The organism is Naasia sp., from assembly GCF_025465545.1.
Taxonomy (GTDB): Bacteria; Actinomycetota; Actinomycetes; order Actinomycetales; family Microbacteriaceae; genus Naasia.
This window is the reverse complement of the sequence record NZ_JAODMK010000003.1, coordinates 24,136-39,556: the sequence shown is the minus strand read 5'-3', so window position 1 is coordinate 39,556 and position 15,421 is coordinate 24,136. Positions and strand designations below refer to the sequence as shown.

Here is a 15,421-nt window from a genome sequence, read left to right as displayed (position 1 = left end):
AACGGCGTGCGCCGCTACAGCTTGAAGCGCACCAGGCCCTGCTGCCCCACCCCGCCGACCCTGGTGAACTCGCCGCCGTAGACGAGGTAGCCGCCGCCGGACGTCACGTGCCAGGGGCCCTGGCTCATGCCCGTGTAGGTGCCCGCGCTGATCGCGGGGAACCAGTCGTACAGCGAGGGTGCCGGCTGCCCGCCGAAGTCGGTGTACCTCCGCATGGTCGTGGAGGCGAGCTCTCCGGTGGCGACCCTGGTGAAGGCGATCGCGCGCCGGATGTCCTGCGGGCTCGCCTCCGCCCAGCCGCCGGCCACGGTGCTGCAGTCGTGCGCGTGGCCGGCGGTGTAGACAACACCATCGAGGAGGGCGACCGAGTACGTGTCTCCGTGACAGTCCTCGAGCCAGGAGATCGCTCCGTCCGACCAGCGGGCCTTGAAGACGCCCTCGAGCTTCCCCGTCTTGCCCGCCTTGTACTGGTAGCCGCTGCCGTAGACGAATGAGCCGTCCGAGACGAGGCTGTAGATGGCGGAGTGCTCGGTCCCGTCGGCCTCTGCGCCGTTGCGCACCACGTCGTTCACCAGCCACCTGTACTGCACCTTGCCGGTCTTCGTGTCGATGCTCACCATGCCGCGTCCCGGCCTGCGGTCGCCGTTCACGGCGGAGAAGCTGCCGCCCAGCACGATCCGCTTCTGATCGGGCGAGAGCACGAGAGCGCGGACGGCGTTGTCCTGCACGGCGGGCGCGAAGGCCGTGAGAGCGCCGTTGACGACGGAGAACGCGGCGGCGCGAGTTCGCCGGGCGCCGTTGGCGGTGACGAAGGCGCCGCCGACGTAGACGGTGGTGGAGGTGGCGGAGACGGCGTAGCCGGTGGCGCCGAGGGACGCCTTGAACCCGGTGAACCGATTGCCGGTGGCCGGGTCCAGGGCGATGATCCGGGAATGGGCTCTGCCGTTCACCTGGGTGAACCGGCCGACCGCGTAGACGCGCTTGCCGTCCGGGGAGACCGCGACTCCGCGCACCTCGCCGTTCAGGTGGGGGTCGAACCCCTGGATCAGCTCTCCGGTGGAGAGTCGGTACGCGAGGAGGTTCCAGCGCGGAGTCTCGCTCGTTCCCGCCGGCGCCCCTGCCGGTCTCGCGCTGGTGAACTCGCCGCCTGCGTAGACGATGTCGCCGTTGACCGCCTGGGTCCAGACGACGCCGTTCACCTGGACGGTCGGCAGGGCCTGCACGCCGACGAGGCGGGGCGCAGCGGCGGCGCCCTGCAGCGTCGACAGGGACACGGCGGACAGGAGGAGGGTCGTGAGAGCGGCGGCAAGCGCGCGCCGACGACCCGTGCGAAACAGTGCCACGGGAGCCTCGGGTAGATGGGGCGGGTGCGTCACCGCTCGAGTGCGATCAGACTAATGATCAGCGGATCTTCCCGGTATCCCGCAAAGGGGAGGCATTCCTTCTGCCGCCGCCGGACACGGCGAACGCGGTCATCCTGCGGAACCGGGGCCGGTCGAACGAGATCGTCTCCACCGCCTCGGGAAGGTCCCGCAGCTGCGGCGCACGTCGGCGAGCCCGAACCGGTCCTGCATGAACATGCGGGGGTGCGGCATGGGCGGCGCCCTCCCCTCGGTGCGGAGGGCGCCGTCACTAGACTGCTGTGTCGGGGCGGGGAACCGCCGGAGAGACGCAACGAACTGAAGGAGGCCCCCGTGGCCAGCATCGACGCAGTAGGCGCACGCGAGATCCTCGATTCCCGCGGCAACCCCACGGTCGAGGTGGAGGTGCTGCTCGACGACGGAACCGTGTCGCGCGCGGCGGTGCCCTCGGGCGCCTCCACCGGCGCCTTCGAGGCATACGAGCTTCGTGACGGCGACAAGGGCCGCTACCTCGGCAAGGGCGTGCGCAAGGCAGTCGCGGGAGTGCTCGAGGAGATCGGACCGGAGATCGAGGGCATGGACGCCACCGATCAGCGGCTCATCGACGCGGCGATCATCGCGCTCGACGGCACCGAGAACAAGCAGCGCCTCGGGGCCAACGCCATGCTCGGGGTGAGCCTGGCCGTCGCCAAGGCCGCCGCCGATTCCGCCGATCTCCCCCTCTTCCGCTACCTCGGCGGACCGAATGCGCACGTGCTGCCCGTCCCGCTGCTCAACGTCATCAACGGCGGCGCGCACGCCGACACCGGCGTCGACATCCAGGAGTTCTTCCTGGTGCCGCACGGTGCCGAGACCTTCTCCGAGGGCCTCCGCTGGGGCGTGGAGACCTACCACGCCCTGAAGAGCGAGCTGAAGGCCCAGGGGCTGGCCACCGGGCTCGGCGACGAGGGCGGCTTCGCCCCCGAGCTTCCCAGCAACCGGCACGCGCTCGACCTGCTGCTCGGTGCGATCGAGCAGGCCGGCTTCACCCCGGGCAGCCAGATCGCGCTCGGGCTCGACGTCGCCAGCACCGAGTTCTACTCCGACGGCGTCTACCGCTTCGAGGGCAAGGAGCTCTCCTCCGCCGAGCTCACCCGCTACTTCGCGGACCTCGTCGCCGCCTACCCCCTGGTCACCATCGAGGACCCGCTGGCCGAGGACGACTGGGAGGGCTACGCGGCCCTCACCGCCGAGCTGGGCGAGAAGGTGCAGATCGTCGGCGACGACCTGTTCGTCACCAACCCGCTCCGGCTGGCGCGCGGCATCGAGTCCCAGGTCGCCAACTCGATCCTCGTGAAGGTCAACCAGATCGGCACCCTCACCGAGACCCTCGACGCGGTGTCGCTCGCCCACCGCAGCGGCTACTCGGCGATCCTGTCGCACCGCTCCGGCGAGACCGAGGACACGACCATCTCGCACCTCGCGGTCGCCACGAACGCCGGCCAGATCAAGACCGGTGCGCCTGCCCGCAGCGAGCGGGTAGCGAAATACAATGAGCTGCTCCGGATCGAGGAGGAGCTCGACGCCGCCGCGGTCTACGCGGGCGGTTCCGCCTTCCCCCGGTATCGCGCCTGATCGGGCGCAGAGGCCGGGCCGGCGAGGAAGGGGGACGCGTGCCACGCCGTCCCCGCACCCTCCGCGTTCCCGTCGCCCTGCCCGCAGAGAGCTCAACCGAGTCCTGGCTGCGCAGCATCCGGCTGTCCGGATTCTCGATCCTCGTGCTGGTGCTCGTGGTGCTCTCGATCGTGGTGCTCGCACCCGGCCTGCGGGTGCTCGTCGAGCAGCGCCAGCAGATCGCCGCGCTGGAGGCTGCCGTGCGGGAGCAGCGGCACACGGTGGACGACCTCGCGGAGCAGCGCGCCCGCTGGGATGATCCCGCCTACATCAAGGCTCAGGCGCGCGACCGGCTCTTCTACGTGATGCCGGGGGAGTACCCCTACCTGATCCTCGACGACCTGAGCGAGCCCCCCACGGCGGCGCCCGCCCCGGCGAAGGCAGGACTGCAGGCCACCCGGGTGGACTGGGCGGCGTCCCTGCTGTCGTCCTACTTGGCGGCGGGACTCAGTGAGAGCCCCGTCGGGGGGACTGCGAAGTGACCCGGCCGCCCTTTCCTCCGCCGAGCGAGAGCGACATCGCGCGGGTATCCGAGCAGCTCGGCCGCCCCGCTCGCGACGTGCTCGGGATCGCCGCGCGCACCCGGGCCGGCGATCCGACCGTCGTCGCGACCGCGCCGCGGCTCTCGGACGGCACACCCTTCCCGACGCTCTACTACCTCAGCTCACCCGCGGCCACTGCGGCGATCTCGCACTTGGAGGCGGAGGGCCTGATGCGCGAGCTCAACGAGCGCCTGGAGACCGACGAGGAGCTGCGGGCCGCATACGAGATGGCGCACCGCAGCTACCTCGCCGACCGGGAGAGCATCGCCCAGGTGCCCGAGCTCGCGGGGATCAGCGCAGGCGGGATGCCCGCCCGGGTGAAGTGCCTGCACGCCCTGGCCGCGCACGCTCTGGCCGCCGGTCCGGGCGTGAACCCGATCGGGGACCTCGCCCTCGAGCTGGCCGACTGGAGTCCCGACGAGCCGGCGGACCACGTCGCCGCCGACTAGCCGAACGCCCTCCGATCGGGGTGCCGTGGGCCCTCGCCCGAGCACGGATGGGAGATTGACTGCATGACGGCGATTCCCGCACGGCGGGCCGGAGCGACGCTCGCCCTCGCCGTGGGCCTCACCCTCGTCGCCACTCCGGTTCCTGCTTCCGCGGACGGCGTGCGCGACCTCGAGTACTGGCTCGACGACTACGGGATCTCCGCCGCGTGGGACGTGACCCGGGGAGCCGGCGTCACCGTCGCCGTCATCGACTCCGGCATCGCCGAGATCCCCGAACTCGCCGGGGTCGTGACCGGCGGCGTCGACGAGTCCGGCATCGGCAGCCCCGACGGCAGGACGCCTGTCGGGGAGGGGGCCGAGCACGGCACGCTCGTCGGCAGCATCCTCGCCGGCCGCGGAACGGGCGGCGGCGACGGCGTGATCGGAGTCGCGCCCGAGGCGGATCTTCTCAGCGTCTCCGTCGCCTTCGGCGGCGGGACCGCCGAGACGGTCGAGGACCAGATCGCGGCCGCGGTCCGCTGGTCCGTCGATCAGGGCGCCAGCGTGATCAACATGTCGCTCACCACCAACACGCTCGACTGGCCCGAGAGCTGGGACGACGCCTTCCTCTACGCCTTCGAGCACGACGTCGTCGTGGTCGCCGCCGCAGGCAACCGCGGCTCCGGCACCATCGAGGTCGGCGCGCCAGCGACGATCCCCGGGGTCGTCGCCGTCGCCGGGCTGGACCGTGCGGGCGACGCGAGCTTCGACGCATCGAGCCAGGGCATCACCCTCGCCGTCGCGGCGCCGAGCGAGGAGCTGCTCGGCGTCACCCCGGAAGGCAGTCCCGTCTACTGGTCGGGCACCAGCGGCGCGGCACCCATCGTCGCCGGGATCGTGGCCCTCATCCGTGCAGCGCATCCCGAACTCGACGCAGACAACGTGATCAACCGCCTCGTGCGCACCGCCACTCCCCGGGGCGACCCCGTCCCCGGGCCCATCTATGGCTACGGCCTGGTCGACGCGGCGGAGGCCGTCACGGCGGATGTGGCGCCGGTGACGAGCAACCCCCTGGCAGTGCCGTACGACCTGGAGGAGTGGATCCGCCTGTACCGGCTCGCCGACGAGCCGGCCCCGGCGGCCCCGGAGGAGTCGGAGACGCCCGCCGCGGCACCGCCGGAGGCCACCGCGACCCCGGCTGATCCGCTCGACCTCGTCCCCGGCTGGGTGCGGCGCGCGCTGCCCCGGACCTCGCTCCTCACCGATGCGCTCCTGCCCCTCGGCGTGCTGGGCGGGTTCGGCATGCTCCTCGCTGCGGGCATCGTGGGGGCGGTGCGGGCGGCAAGACGCCGGGGACGCACGTAGTACCCTTAACCGCACTTGTCCGGGGAAAACTGAACACAAGGAGAGGGCAGCACCTTGCCGAAAATCCTCGTCGTCGGCGGCGGCTACGCCGGCTTCTACACTGCGTGGAAGCTGGAGAAGCAGCTCGCCAAGGGGGAGGCCGAGATCGTCGTCGTCGATCCGCTGCCCTACTTGACCTACCAGCCGTTCCTGCCCGAGGTGGTCGGCGGCGCTGTCGAGCCCCGCCACGCGATCGTGTCCCAGCGCAAGCACCTCAAGCGCAGCACGGTGATCACCGCCAAGGTGACCCAGATCAACCACGCGGCCCGCACCGCCACCATCACCCCCGAGGTCGGCGACGCGTGGGACATCACCTACGACATCATCGTGGTCACCGCCGGCTCGGTGAGCCGCACCTTCCCCATCCCGGGCGTGGCCGACAACGCGATCGGCCTCAAGGCGATCGAGGAGGCCGTCGAGATCCGCAACCGGATCATGACCAACTTCGACAAGGCCGCCAACCTGCCTCCCGGACCGGAGCGGGAACGGCTCCTCACCTTCGTGGTGGTCGGTGGCGGCTTCGCCGGCATCGAGGTCTTCGCGGAGATGCGCTCCCTCGCGAGCGCCCTCGTGAAGTATTACCCCCAGCTCACCTTCGAGGACACCCACTTCCACCTCATCGAGGCGATGGGCCGGATCATGCCCGAGGTCTCGCTGAAGACGAGCCACAAGGTGCTCAAGAACCTGGCCGAGCGCGGCGCGTTCGTGCACCTCGACACCCAGCTGCAGTCCGCCGAGAACGGCGTCTGCCAGCTGTCGACCGGTGAGTCGCTCGAGTCGGACGTCATCGTCTGGACCGCCGGCGTCATGGCGAGCCCCATGCTGAAGAACACCGACCTCCCCGTCGAGCAGCGCGGCCGACTCCAGGTGCGTGCCGACCTGCGGGTCGAGGGTGACGACGGCATCGTCGAGGGCGCCTGGGGCGCCGGTGACGTGGCCGCGGTGCCTGACATCACCGGCGGCGGCGTCGGCGGCTTCTGCGTCCCGAACGCTCAGCACGCGGTGCGGCAGGGCAAGCAGCTCGCGAAGAACATCACCGCGGTCCTCCGCGGTGAGCTGCCGAAGGACTACTCGCACCAGAACCTCGGCGCGGTCGCGGGCCTCGGTCCCGGCCACGGAGCCTTCCAGTCCGGCAAGATCGGCATCACCGGCCCGATCGCGTGGCTGATGCACCGCGGCTACCACGGGCTCGCGATCCCCACCTGGGAGCGCAAGATCCGCGTCATCAGCAACTGGGTGATCGCGTTCGTGCTCGGCCGGGACATCGCGCCGATCGAGAACCTCGAGGACCCGCGCGAGTTCTTCGAGCGGTTCGCGTCGCGCCCCCGGCCGCCGGCCGCAGCCGAGGCCCCCAAGGAGGCCGCGCCGGCGAAGGACAGGTTACCGGGAGCCGATGGCCTCTCGGCGCCCGTCTACGCCACTCCCGCCCAGGGCAAGTAGTGCCCGCCCCCATAGCCCAACGGCAGAGGCAGGCGACTTAAAATCGCTCCAGTGTGGGTTCGAGTCCCACTGGGGGTACACATCTCAAGCCACGTGCCGAAAAGTCTCGCTGCCGAGTCCGGATAGCGGGACTTCTCGGCGATCCGGTACGGGCCGGTACGCGGATCGAGCATCCCCGCGCGCGGCCGGCCGCCCGGCTCGGAGGGTGCTGACTTCCGCGCGGCCGGCCGGAGCGCCGTCGCTATAGTGAGCGCATGGAGATCCTGATCCCGATACTCATCGTGGTCGCGCTCGTGCTCATCGTCGGCATCTACCTGTGGGCCACCTACAACTCGCTGGTCACGCTCGGTGTCCGCGTCGACGAGGCGTGGAGCGACATCACGGTGCAGCTCAAGCGACGAGCGGATCTGCTCCCCAACCTCATCGAGTCGGTGAAGGGCTACGCCGCCCATGAGCGGGGCGTCTTCGAGGATGTCACCCGGGCCCGCGCCGAGACGCTGTCCGCCCAATCGCCGGTCGAGGCGTCCGCCGCCGAGAACCACATGCAGACGGCTCTGAAGAGCATCTTCGCCGTAGCGGAGGCGTACCCGCAGCTGCAGGCGAGCCAGAACTTCCTCGCGCTGCAGAGCGAACTGGTCGACACCGAGGACAAGATCCAGGCGTCACGCCGGTTCTACAACGGCGGTGTCCGCGAGCTGAACACCAAGATCAAGATCTTCCCGAACAACCTGTTCGCCCGCTCGCTCGGCTTCACGGAGCGCGAATTCTTCGAGGTGACGGAGCCGGCGGCCATCGCCGAGCCGCCTCGAGTCCAGTTCTGATCCGCCCCGTCGGGCGCGGAAGGTAGCGCTCGGTGTACAAGGCGATCGCGCGGAACAAGCGCAACACGGTCGTGATCCTGCTGGTCTTCTTCCTGCTGATCGGGGGTCTCGGCTTCCTCGCCAACCTCGCCTACGGGAGGCCGGGGGACTACTCCATCGTGGTCCTCGTGATGGTGGGCGCCGCCCTCTACGCGGTCTTCCAGTACTTCCTCGCCTCCCGTCAGGCGGTCGCGATGAGCGGCGGCGTGCGGATCACCAAGGCGGACGAGCCGCGCCTGTACCGCGTCGTCGAGAACCTCTCGATCGCCACCGGCACACCGATGCCGCAGGTCTACGTGATCAGCGACCCGGCTCCCAACGCCTTCGCCACCGGCCGGGACCCCGAGCATGCGATCGTCGCCGCCACCACGGGGCTGCTCGAGCTGTTGGACGACGCCGAGCTCGAGGGCGTCATGGCGCACGAGCTCGGGCACGTGCGCAACTACGACATCCGCGTCTCGCTGATCGTCTACGGGCTCGTCGTCGCGGTCGGCATCCTCTCGGACATCCTGCTGCGGATGGCGTTCTTCGGCGGCCGGGGCCGTGGCAACAACGGCAACCCGGTCGTGCTCGTCTTCGGTCTCGTCGCGATGGTCGTCGCCCCGCTCGTCGCCACCCTCGTGCAGCTGGCGATATCGCGCCAGCGCGAGTACCTGGCGGATGCCACGGGGGCGCTCACCACGCGCCATCCGGATGCGCTGGCGCGCGCGTTGGAGAAGCTGGAGATCCATGGCCGGCCGCTGCGCCGCCAGAACTCCTCCATGGCTCACCTCTGGATCGCCGACCCGCTGAAGCCCGGCGCCCTCGAGAAGCTCTTCAGCACGCACCCGCCCATCGCGGAGCGGATCGCACGCCTCGAGCGGATGGGCGGAAGCTTCTAGCTCCCCGACGGACGCGACGCCGCGGCCAAACCGCAACGGCGTGCCGTCCCAAATTGGCCGCATGGTTGCGGCCGTCGTGCCGACCGGCGGCGGCGGGCGTCAGGACAGGGCGAGGGTCAGCCGCGGTGCCAGGGTGCCTCTGGGCTCGACCGACACCGCGTCCAGGCCCTGCCACATTGCCGCATCGCGCAGCTGCGCCGCGATGCGCTCCGCGTGCGGCTCAGCGCGCCCGTCCTCCGACCATGCCGCCTGCACGCGGAGGATCCCCGCCCGCCGGTCGCTCTTCAGGTCGACTCGGCCGACCAGCTGGTCGTCGACGAGGACCGGCAGCACGTAGTAGCCGAACACCCGCTTCGGTGCCGGGGTGTAGATCTCGATCCGGTAGTGGAAGCCGAACAGTCGCTCCGTGCGCGACCGCTCCCACACGACCGGGTCGAACGGGGAGAGCAGAGCCGTCGTCTCGATCCGCCGCGGGGTGCCGGCGTCGCGGTGGCGCCAGGCCTGGAGCGGCCGGCCGCCCTGGTGCCAGCCGTCGACCTGCACCGGTACGAGCACCCCGTCGTCCTCGAGCTCCCGCAGTGCGACGCCGACCCCCGGGCCGCGAAGCCGGTAGTAGTCGGCGAAGTCCCGCGCGGTGCCCACCCCGTGTGCGGCCGCCGCACGGGCCAGCAACTCGCGGAAGGCGTGCTCCTTGGCGATGTGCACGTCGAGCACCTCGCGGGGGAGCACCTGCTCGGCGAGGGCGTAGCGGCGCTCGAAGCGGGTGCGGCCCGCCGTCGCGACCTCTCCCCACCAGAAGAGGTGCTCGAGCCCCTCCTTGATGTCGGACCAGCCCCACCACGGACCGCGGCGCACGTTGGCGTCGTGCTCGATCTCGCGGGCGGCCAGGGGGCCGCGCTCCGCCAGTTCCGCACGGAGCCAGTCGAGCATCTCCCCGTTCGCCTGCACCCACGGCGCGGACGCGTGCTTCTCGCGATAGGCGGCCATCCGCCAGCGGAACAGCGGCCACGCGTCGACCGGAAGGAAGCAGGCCACGTGCGGCAGGTATTCCACGTAGCGCCCGGGCGGCGCGAGGAGGAGCCGGTCGAGCAGCGACCGGTCGTAGGCGCCGAGCCGGGCGAAGACGGGCAGGTAGTGGCTGCGCTCGAACACGTTGACCGAGTCGATCTGCAGCACGCCCAGCCGGTCGATCAGCGAGTTGAGCTGCCGGCTGCCCACGGTGGCGGGTCGGGGCCTCCCGATGCCCTGTGCCGCGAGAGCCGTTCGGCGGGCCTGGGCGGCACTCATGGAGTCGACCACGTAGGCGACCCTAGCCGCCCGCTCCGACAGCAGGAGGCCTGGTCAAGCCGGTGCTCGACGCTGCTCGGGCCTCCCTAAACTGGGGCGATGCCAATAGGACGTGGAAAGCGATCCGATCGAGAGCCCGAGCGGCCCGAGCAGGCCGTCAGCGCCGTGGCCGCCCCGACCGCCGGCTCCGCAGCACGGCTGGCGCGGCCCGACCCGGAGCCGGGATCGGTGCCGTCCGGTCTGCCGCCCGCCCTCCCGCCCGGATCGATGCCGCCGGGCATGCTCGTCGCCGGCGCGTGGGCGTGGCGCATCCTGGCCGTCGCCGCCGTGCTCGGACTCGTGCTGTTCCTGATCGTGCAGCTGCGCGAGCTGGTCATCCCGGTGCTGGTCGCAGTGCTGATCGCCGCGCTGCTCGTGCCGCTCGTGCACTTCCTGGTCCGCCATCGGTGGCCCAAGTGGCTGGCCATCGCGGTCGCCGAGATCGGCCTCCTGGTCGCCCTGTCCGGCCTCATCTATCTTGTGGTGACCCAGGTCGCGCGCGGCTTCAGCGACCTGCAGGCCAAGTCGGTGGAGTCCTACGCGCAGCTGAAGGACTTCCTGCTCGCCTCGCCGCTGCACCTCACCGAGGCGCAGCTCAACGACTACATCAGCCAGATCGTGTCGTCCGCCCAAAAGGACAGCCAGGTGCTCGTCTCCGGCGCCCTGTCGGTGGGGCTCACCCTCGGTCACGTCCTCACCGGGCTCCTGCTCGTGCTGTTCAGCACCCTGTTCCTGCTGATCGACGGCCGCGGCATCTGGGCCTGGGTCGTGCGGCTCTTCCCGAGGCGCGCGCGTCCCGCTATCGACGGCGCCGGGCACGCCGGCTGGGCCACCCTCGGCAACTTCGTCCGCGTGCAGATCCTGGTCGCCTTCATCGATGCGGTGGGCATCGGCCTGGGTGCGTTCATCCTCGGGATCCCGCTCGCCATCCCGATCGCGGTCCTCGTGTTCCTCGGCTCGTTCGTCCCCGTGATCGGCGCGGTCGTCACCGGCACCCTCGCGATCTTCATCGCTCTGGTCTACAACGGCCCGGTGACTGCGCTGATCATGCTCGGCATCGTGCTGCTCGTCCAACAGCTCGAGGGCCACGTGCTGCAGCCCCTGATCATGGGCACGGCCGTCAAGGTGCACCCGCTCGCCGTGGTCCTCGCGGTCGTCGCAGGGGCGAGCCTCGCGGGAATCCCCGGCACGTTCTTCGCCGTGCCGGTCGTCGCCACGGTGAACGTGATGATCGGCTACATTGCTCGCGGGCAGTGGCGGACCGATCCCCGCCCCGCCGTGGAAGAGGTGGCTCCGGTTGAGTGACACGACGGCGCCCCGCACCGCCTATCCGGGACCCACCCTCGACGACTTCGAGCGCGCCCGCGTCGTGGTGGCCGCGGTGGTCGACGAGACGCCCATGCAGAGCTCCCGCTTCCTCGCCGGCGCCCTCGGCAGCCCCGTCCGCCTGAAGTGCGAGAACCTCCAGCGGACCGGGTCGTACAAGATCCGCGGTGCGTACAACCGGCTCTCCCAGCTGACCCCCGAGGAGCGGGCGCGCGGCGTGGTCGCCGCCTCGGCCGGCAACCACGCGCAGGGCGTCGCCCTCGCGGCGCGGGAGCTCGGCATCTCGGCCACGATCTTCATGCCCATCGGCGTTCCGCTGCCCAAGCTGCAGGCCACCCGGGAGTACGGCGCAGAGGTCATCCTCCGCGGCCACAGCGTGGACGAGCCGCTGCTGGCCGCAGCGGAGTACGCCGCCAGGACCGGAGCCGTGCTCATCCCGCCGTTCGACCACCCGGACGTCATCGCCGGGCAGGGGACGCTCGGGCTGGAGATCCTCGACCAGGTCCCGGACCTCGACACGGTCATCGTGCCGATCGGCGGCGGCGGCCTCGTCGCCGGCATCGCGAGCGCCATCAAGCAGAAGACAGCGGGCCGCGAGCGTCCGGTGCGGATCATCGGCGTGCAGGCGGCGAACGCCGCGCCCTACCCGGTCTCCATCGAGCGGGGGGAGGTGGTCACGGTGGAGATCGCCGCGACGATAGCCGACGGCATCGCGGTCTCCCGTCCGGGAGTGCTCAACTTCGAGATCATCCGCGAGGCGGTCGATCAGGTGCTCACGGTGACGGACGACGAGACCGCCCAGGCTCTCGTCGTGCTGCTCGAGCGCGCGAAGCTCGTGGTGGAGCCGGCGGGAGCTGTGGGAGTGGCCGCCGTGCTCAGCGGTCGGCTTGGGAACGACCTCGGCACCACGGTGATCGTGCTGTCCGGGGGAAACATCGACCCGCTCATGATGGAGCGGGTGATCAGCCGGGGACTGGCCGCATCCGACCGGTACCTCAGCCTCCGCATCGGTCTGCCCGACCGGCCCGGCCAGCTGGCCGAGATCTCCAAGCTCATCGCCGACGCCAACGCCAACGTGGTGGAGGTGCTGCACACCCGGCACGGCCGGGGGCTGCAGATCAGCGAGGTCGAGATCGAGGTCAGCGTGGAGACGCGCGGACGCGATCACGCCGCCCTGATCCTCGACACCCTTCGCAGCGCCGGCTACGACCCCCGCATCGCCGATTCCTGATCACCCGGTGGCCTGACCGGGATCGGGTGATCTGATCGGAGGCGCCGCCCGACGGCAGGCGCCTCCGATCGGGATCAGGATCCGGAGGAGATGGCCTTGGGCGCGCTGCCCGCCTTGAGGGCCGCGAGCCGCGCCTCGACCTCGGTCAGCTCGCCGAGGTCCTCGAGGCTCTCGAACTGCGAGTCGAGGCTGGATGCCGCGAGCTCCTCCTGGCCGCGGACGCGGGCCTCCTCGCGGCGGATCTTGTCCTCGAAGCGGCTCACCTCGCTGGTCGGGTCCATGATGTCGATGCTCTTGATGGCGTCCTGCACCACGCTCTGGGCCTGGACGGTCTTCTGCCGGGCGACGAGCTCGTTGCGCTTCGCGGTCAGCTCGCCGAGCTTCTCGCGCATCTTCTGGAGGCCGGTCTTGAGCCGATCGACGACCTCGGTCTGGGAGGCGATGGTCGGCTGGGCGCCCTTGGCCTCGTTCTCGGACGAGAGCTGACGAGTGAGCGCGACCTTGGCGAGTGCGTCGAACTTGTCGGCTCCCGCGGTGTCGCCCGCGGCCCGGAGCTCGTCGGCCTTGGCGCTCGCCGCGATGGCCTTGCGACCCCACTCCTCGGCGTTCTGCACGTCCTCCCGATAGTCGTCCTCGACGAGTCGGAGGTTGCCGATCGTCTGGGCGATCGCGCTCTCCGCCTCCGCGATGCTGCCGGTGTAGTCGCGGACGAGCTGGTCGAGCATCAGCTGGGGGTCCTCCGCCGAGTCGATCAGCGAATTGATGTTGGCCCTGGCCAGCTGAGCGATCCTGCCGAAGATGGTCTGCTTCGCCATGTGTTCCTCTTTCTCTCGTGATCTGGATCTGGATTGAGTCGATGCACGGAGCCTAGAAGCGCCCGCCCCCGCCGCGGCGTCCGCCTCCACCGCCGGAGCCCCCGAACCCCCGCGATCCGCCGAAGCCGCCGCCCCCTCCGCGCGATCCGCCGAAGCCGCCCCCGCCGAAGCCGCCGCCCCCGAAGCCCCCGCCGTACCCACCGCGCCTGCCGCCCCCGCCGCCGAGCATGCCGCCGATGATGCCGCCGAGCACGGCGCCGGCGATGTCGCCGCCGACCTGCCCACCCCCTCCGCGCACCGGAACGGTGCCGCCGGAGCCCCAGAAGTCGCCGACGTCGCTCTGCGCCAGGTTGAGCGCGCTGGACGCCAGGGATTCCGCCGCCTGCGCCTCGGTGAGACCCCGCTCGGGATCCGTCTCGGCCAGCGACTGCGCCTGCGCCAAGCGGCGGGAGGCCTCGGCGAGCCGCGTGCGGGCGTCGGCGCCCACGCCGCCCCGACGGGTGGTGATGAAGTTCGCTGCTGCACCCACCTGCGCCTGCGCGGAGCCGATCGCCCGACCCAGGGTGGCCCGAGCCCTCTCGACCCGCTGCGCCTGCTCGCGAGCTGGGGCGAGGGCCGCGTCGATGCGCTGCTCCAGCGCAGTCACCGTGCTCAGGGCGGTGATCGGATCCCGGCCGCCCAGTGCGCCGGACGCCACCTCGGCCAGGACGCGCTCGGCCTCGCGGAGGACCCCCTCGAGGTCGGGGGTGCCGGCGCGGGTGGCGGGGGAGAGGCCCTCCGCCTCCGCGATGTCCTCCCGGAGCGCGCCCGCGGCGTCGGTGAGCTTGCCGGTCGCGCCCTCCAGGTCGCCGCCCGCGCGGTCGACCGCGTCGAGGAGCTGGGTGGCCTGGCCGAGCGCCTGCTGGGCGTCGCGCACCGCCACCGCGGCGGCACCGCCCTTTCCGGCGCGGATGCTCTCCGCCGCCCGCTCGCCGGCCGAGGCGGCGAAGGCCAGGAGCTTGCGAGCCTGATCCGGGTTCCCCGCGATGCTCGTGAGCGCTGAGGGGTCGTAGCGGGATGCGAGCGCGGTGAGCGTGGCCTCAGCGGCCTCTACGCGGGCGCCGATCCGCTCGGCGTCCGCCGTCATGGTCTGCAGGGCCGCCGGAGCGTTGCGGCCGACCTCGCGGAGCTTCTCGAACGCGTCCGCCTGCGCATCGAGCTCGCGGTCCGCCTCCTGACAGAGCTCCACGATCCGGGTGGACAGCTCGTAGCGCTCCTGCGCGGTCTCCGGCTCCGCGTCATCCAGTCGCTGCTTGATGCGGAAGGCGTCGCGCACCTTGCCGCTCGCCGACTCCAGTGCGACATGGAATGCCGCCGTGGACTCCGCTCCGAACTCCGCCTCGGCGAAGCCGAGCTCCTGCTCGCTCGTCTTGAGCGCGTCGTCCAGCTCGACGAGAAGGCCGCCCGCTTTCTGGTCCAGCTGCTTCTGCTGCGCCTCCTGGGTCTGCGAAGCAAGCCGCTTCTTGCGCCGGGCGAGGATCCGGGTGACGAGGACGACGACGAGCACGAAGCCGCCGAGGATCAGGAGCGTCGGCAGGAAGTTGAAGGACCCCCCGCCGCTCGAACCGGTGCCGGTGTCGCCGGAACCGCCGCCGAGCGCCGACTGCAGTCCCTCGGCTGCGCCGATGGCTCCGCCCGCCCAGTCGTCCTGGCCGAGCGCGGGCACGATCCGGTCGGTGCGGATCGCGTCGAGCTGGGCATCGGTCACCGCCATGCCGCCGTCGATGGTGAAGCGGTACTGGCGATCATCGACCGCGACCACCAGGAGGGCGTTGTCGTCGCCGAGCCCGTTCAGGTCCGCGACGGATTGGACCCACTGGTCCAGGTCGTCCGGGTTGTCCGCGGAGTCGATGTAGGCGACGAGGAGTGTCACGCCGGTGCTCTGCTGAAGGGCGTTCAGAGCGTCTTCGACTTTCGTCTGATCGCCGCCGAGCGCGTTCACCGTGTCGACGATGTCGGACGAGCCGAACTGGACCGGCTCCACTGCAGCGGCCGGCGCCGCCGTGCCGAGCACGATCGCGGCCACCGTTCCGGCAAGCAGCAGGCCCGTCAGCCGCGACGCACGCCTCGATGATCCCGGAGCCACGCGCCAACAGTATCGAGAGCGGCTGAGAG

The 15,421-nt window shown here is 71.1% G+C and carries 13 protein-coding genes and 1 tRNA gene; 10 read left to right on the top strand and 4 right to left on the bottom strand.

Going from position 1 to position 15,421, the window contains the following annotated elements; all coding sequences use genetic code 11:
• Nucleotides 1-14: 14 nt before the first annotated feature.
• Complete coding sequence (locus JWR33_RS00845) at nt 15-1,343, bottom strand: hypothetical protein (RefSeq protein ID WP_297408579.1); 1,329 nt, start codon at nt 1,341-1,343, stop codon at nt 15-17.
• Between the two features lie 351 nt (nt 1,344-1,694).
• Here JWR33_RS00845 and eno point away from each other — a divergent pair, with 351 nt between their 5' ends.
• The 8 genes from eno to JWR33_RS00805 all read left to right on the top strand — a co-directional run bounded on the left by eno (nt 1,695) and on the right by JWR33_RS00805 (nt 8,569).
• A complete protein-coding gene (eno, locus tag JWR33_RS00840; RefSeq protein ID WP_297408578.1) occupies nt 1,695-2,975 on the top strand; it encodes a phosphopyruvate hydratase in 1,281 nt (426 codons plus the stop codon).
• 38 nt (nt 2,976-3,013) lie between these two features.
• The gene (locus JWR33_RS00835; protein WP_297408577.1) at nt 3,014-3,496 is read left to right on the top strand and encodes a septum formation initiator family protein; all 483 of its coding nucleotides are present in this window, start codon (nt 3,014-3,016) and stop codon (nt 3,494-3,496) included.
• Nucleotides 3,493-4,005 carry a DUF501 domain-containing protein gene (locus JWR33_RS00830; protein ID WP_297408576.1) on the top strand — a complete coding sequence of 171 codons (513 nt, stop codon included), beginning with the start codon at nt 3,493-3,495 and terminating at the stop codon, nt 4,003-4,005. Before JWR33_RS00835 ends, JWR33_RS00830 begins: the two co-directional genes overlap by 4 nt.
• A gap of 63 nt (nt 4,006-4,068) precedes the next feature.
• A complete protein-coding gene (locus tag JWR33_RS00825) occupies nt 4,069-5,349 on the top strand; it encodes a S8 family serine peptidase (protein WP_297408575.1) in 1,281 nt (426 codons plus the stop codon).
• A 54-nt stretch (nt 5,350-5,403) separates the two neighbouring features.
• On the top strand, nt 5,404-6,828 hold the full coding sequence (locus JWR33_RS00820; RefSeq protein WP_297408574.1) for an NAD(P)/FAD-dependent oxidoreductase: 1,425 nt from the start codon (nt 5,404-5,406) through the stop codon (nt 6,826-6,828).
• Between the two features lie 5 nt (nt 6,829-6,833).
• Nucleotides 6,834-6,906: transfer RNA gene (locus tag JWR33_RS00815), tRNA-Leu, on the top strand.
• A 176-nt stretch (nt 6,907-7,082) separates the two neighbouring features.
• Entirely contained in the window at nt 7,083-7,649 is a 567-nt protein-coding gene (locus JWR33_RS00810; RefSeq protein ID WP_297408573.1) for a LemA family protein, read from the top strand.
• A 32-nt stretch (nt 7,650-7,681) separates the two neighbouring features.
• Complete coding sequence (locus JWR33_RS00805; RefSeq protein WP_297408572.1) at nt 7,682-8,569, top strand: M48 family metalloprotease; 888 nt, start codon at nt 7,682-7,684, stop codon at nt 8,567-8,569.
• A 99-nt stretch (nt 8,570-8,668) separates the two neighbouring features.
• On the opposite strand, the gene JWR33_RS00800 is transcribed toward JWR33_RS00805, so the two are convergent.
• Nucleotides 8,669-9,868, bottom strand: coding sequence for a crosslink repair DNA glycosylase YcaQ family protein (locus JWR33_RS00800; protein ID WP_297408571.1), 1,200 nt, complete (start codon nt 9,866-9,868; stop codon nt 8,669-8,671).
• Nucleotides 9,869-9,955: 87 nt separating this feature from the next.
• Between JWR33_RS00800 and JWR33_RS00795 the strand changes: the two genes are divergently transcribed.
• Together JWR33_RS00795 and ilvA are read left to right on the top strand one after the other, a co-directional pair.
• Nucleotides 9,956-11,200 carry an AI-2E family transporter gene (locus JWR33_RS00795; RefSeq protein WP_297408570.1) on the top strand — a complete coding sequence of 415 codons (1,245 nt, stop codon included), beginning with the start codon at nt 9,956-9,958 and terminating at the stop codon, nt 11,198-11,200.
• Nucleotides 11,193-12,452 (top strand): threonine ammonia-lyase, encoded by a 1,260-nt coding sequence (gene ilvA, locus JWR33_RS00790; protein WP_297408569.1) that lies wholly within the window; start codon nt 11,193-11,195, stop codon nt 12,450-12,452. The genes JWR33_RS00795 and ilvA overlap by 8 nt, the downstream gene beginning before the upstream one ends.
• 74 nt (nt 12,453-12,526) lie before the next feature.
• On the opposite strand, the gene JWR33_RS00785 is transcribed toward ilvA, so the two are convergent.
• Nucleotides 12,527-13,267 (bottom strand): PspA/IM30 family protein, encoded by a 741-nt coding sequence (locus JWR33_RS00785; RefSeq protein ID WP_297408568.1) that lies wholly within the window; start codon nt 13,265-13,267, stop codon nt 12,527-12,529.
• A gap of 52 nt (nt 13,268-13,319) precedes the next feature.
• Nucleotides 13,320-15,392 carry a TPM domain-containing protein gene (locus JWR33_RS00780; RefSeq protein WP_297408567.1) on the bottom strand — a complete coding sequence of 691 codons (2,073 nt, stop codon included), beginning with the start codon at nt 15,390-15,392 and terminating at the stop codon, nt 13,320-13,322.
• Nucleotides 15,393-15,421: the final 29 nt, after the last annotated feature.

Coding starts and splice junctions, on each gene's coding strand:
- JWR33_RS00825 (WP_297408575.1), top strand. CDS start 4,069: ATGACGGCGATTCCCGCACGGCGGGCCGGAGCGACGCTCGCCCTCGCC.
- JWR33_RS00810 (WP_297408573.1), top strand. CDS start 7,083: ATGGAGATCCTGATCCCGATACTCATCGTGGTCGCGCTCGTGCTCATC.
- JWR33_RS00795 (WP_297408570.1), top strand. CDS start 9,956: ATGCCAATAGGACGTGGAAAGCGATCCGATCGAGAGCCCGAGCGGCCC.
- JWR33_RS00785 (WP_297408568.1), bottom strand. CDS start 13,267: ATGGCGAAGCAGACCATCTTCGGCAGGATCGCTCAGCTGGCCAGGGCC.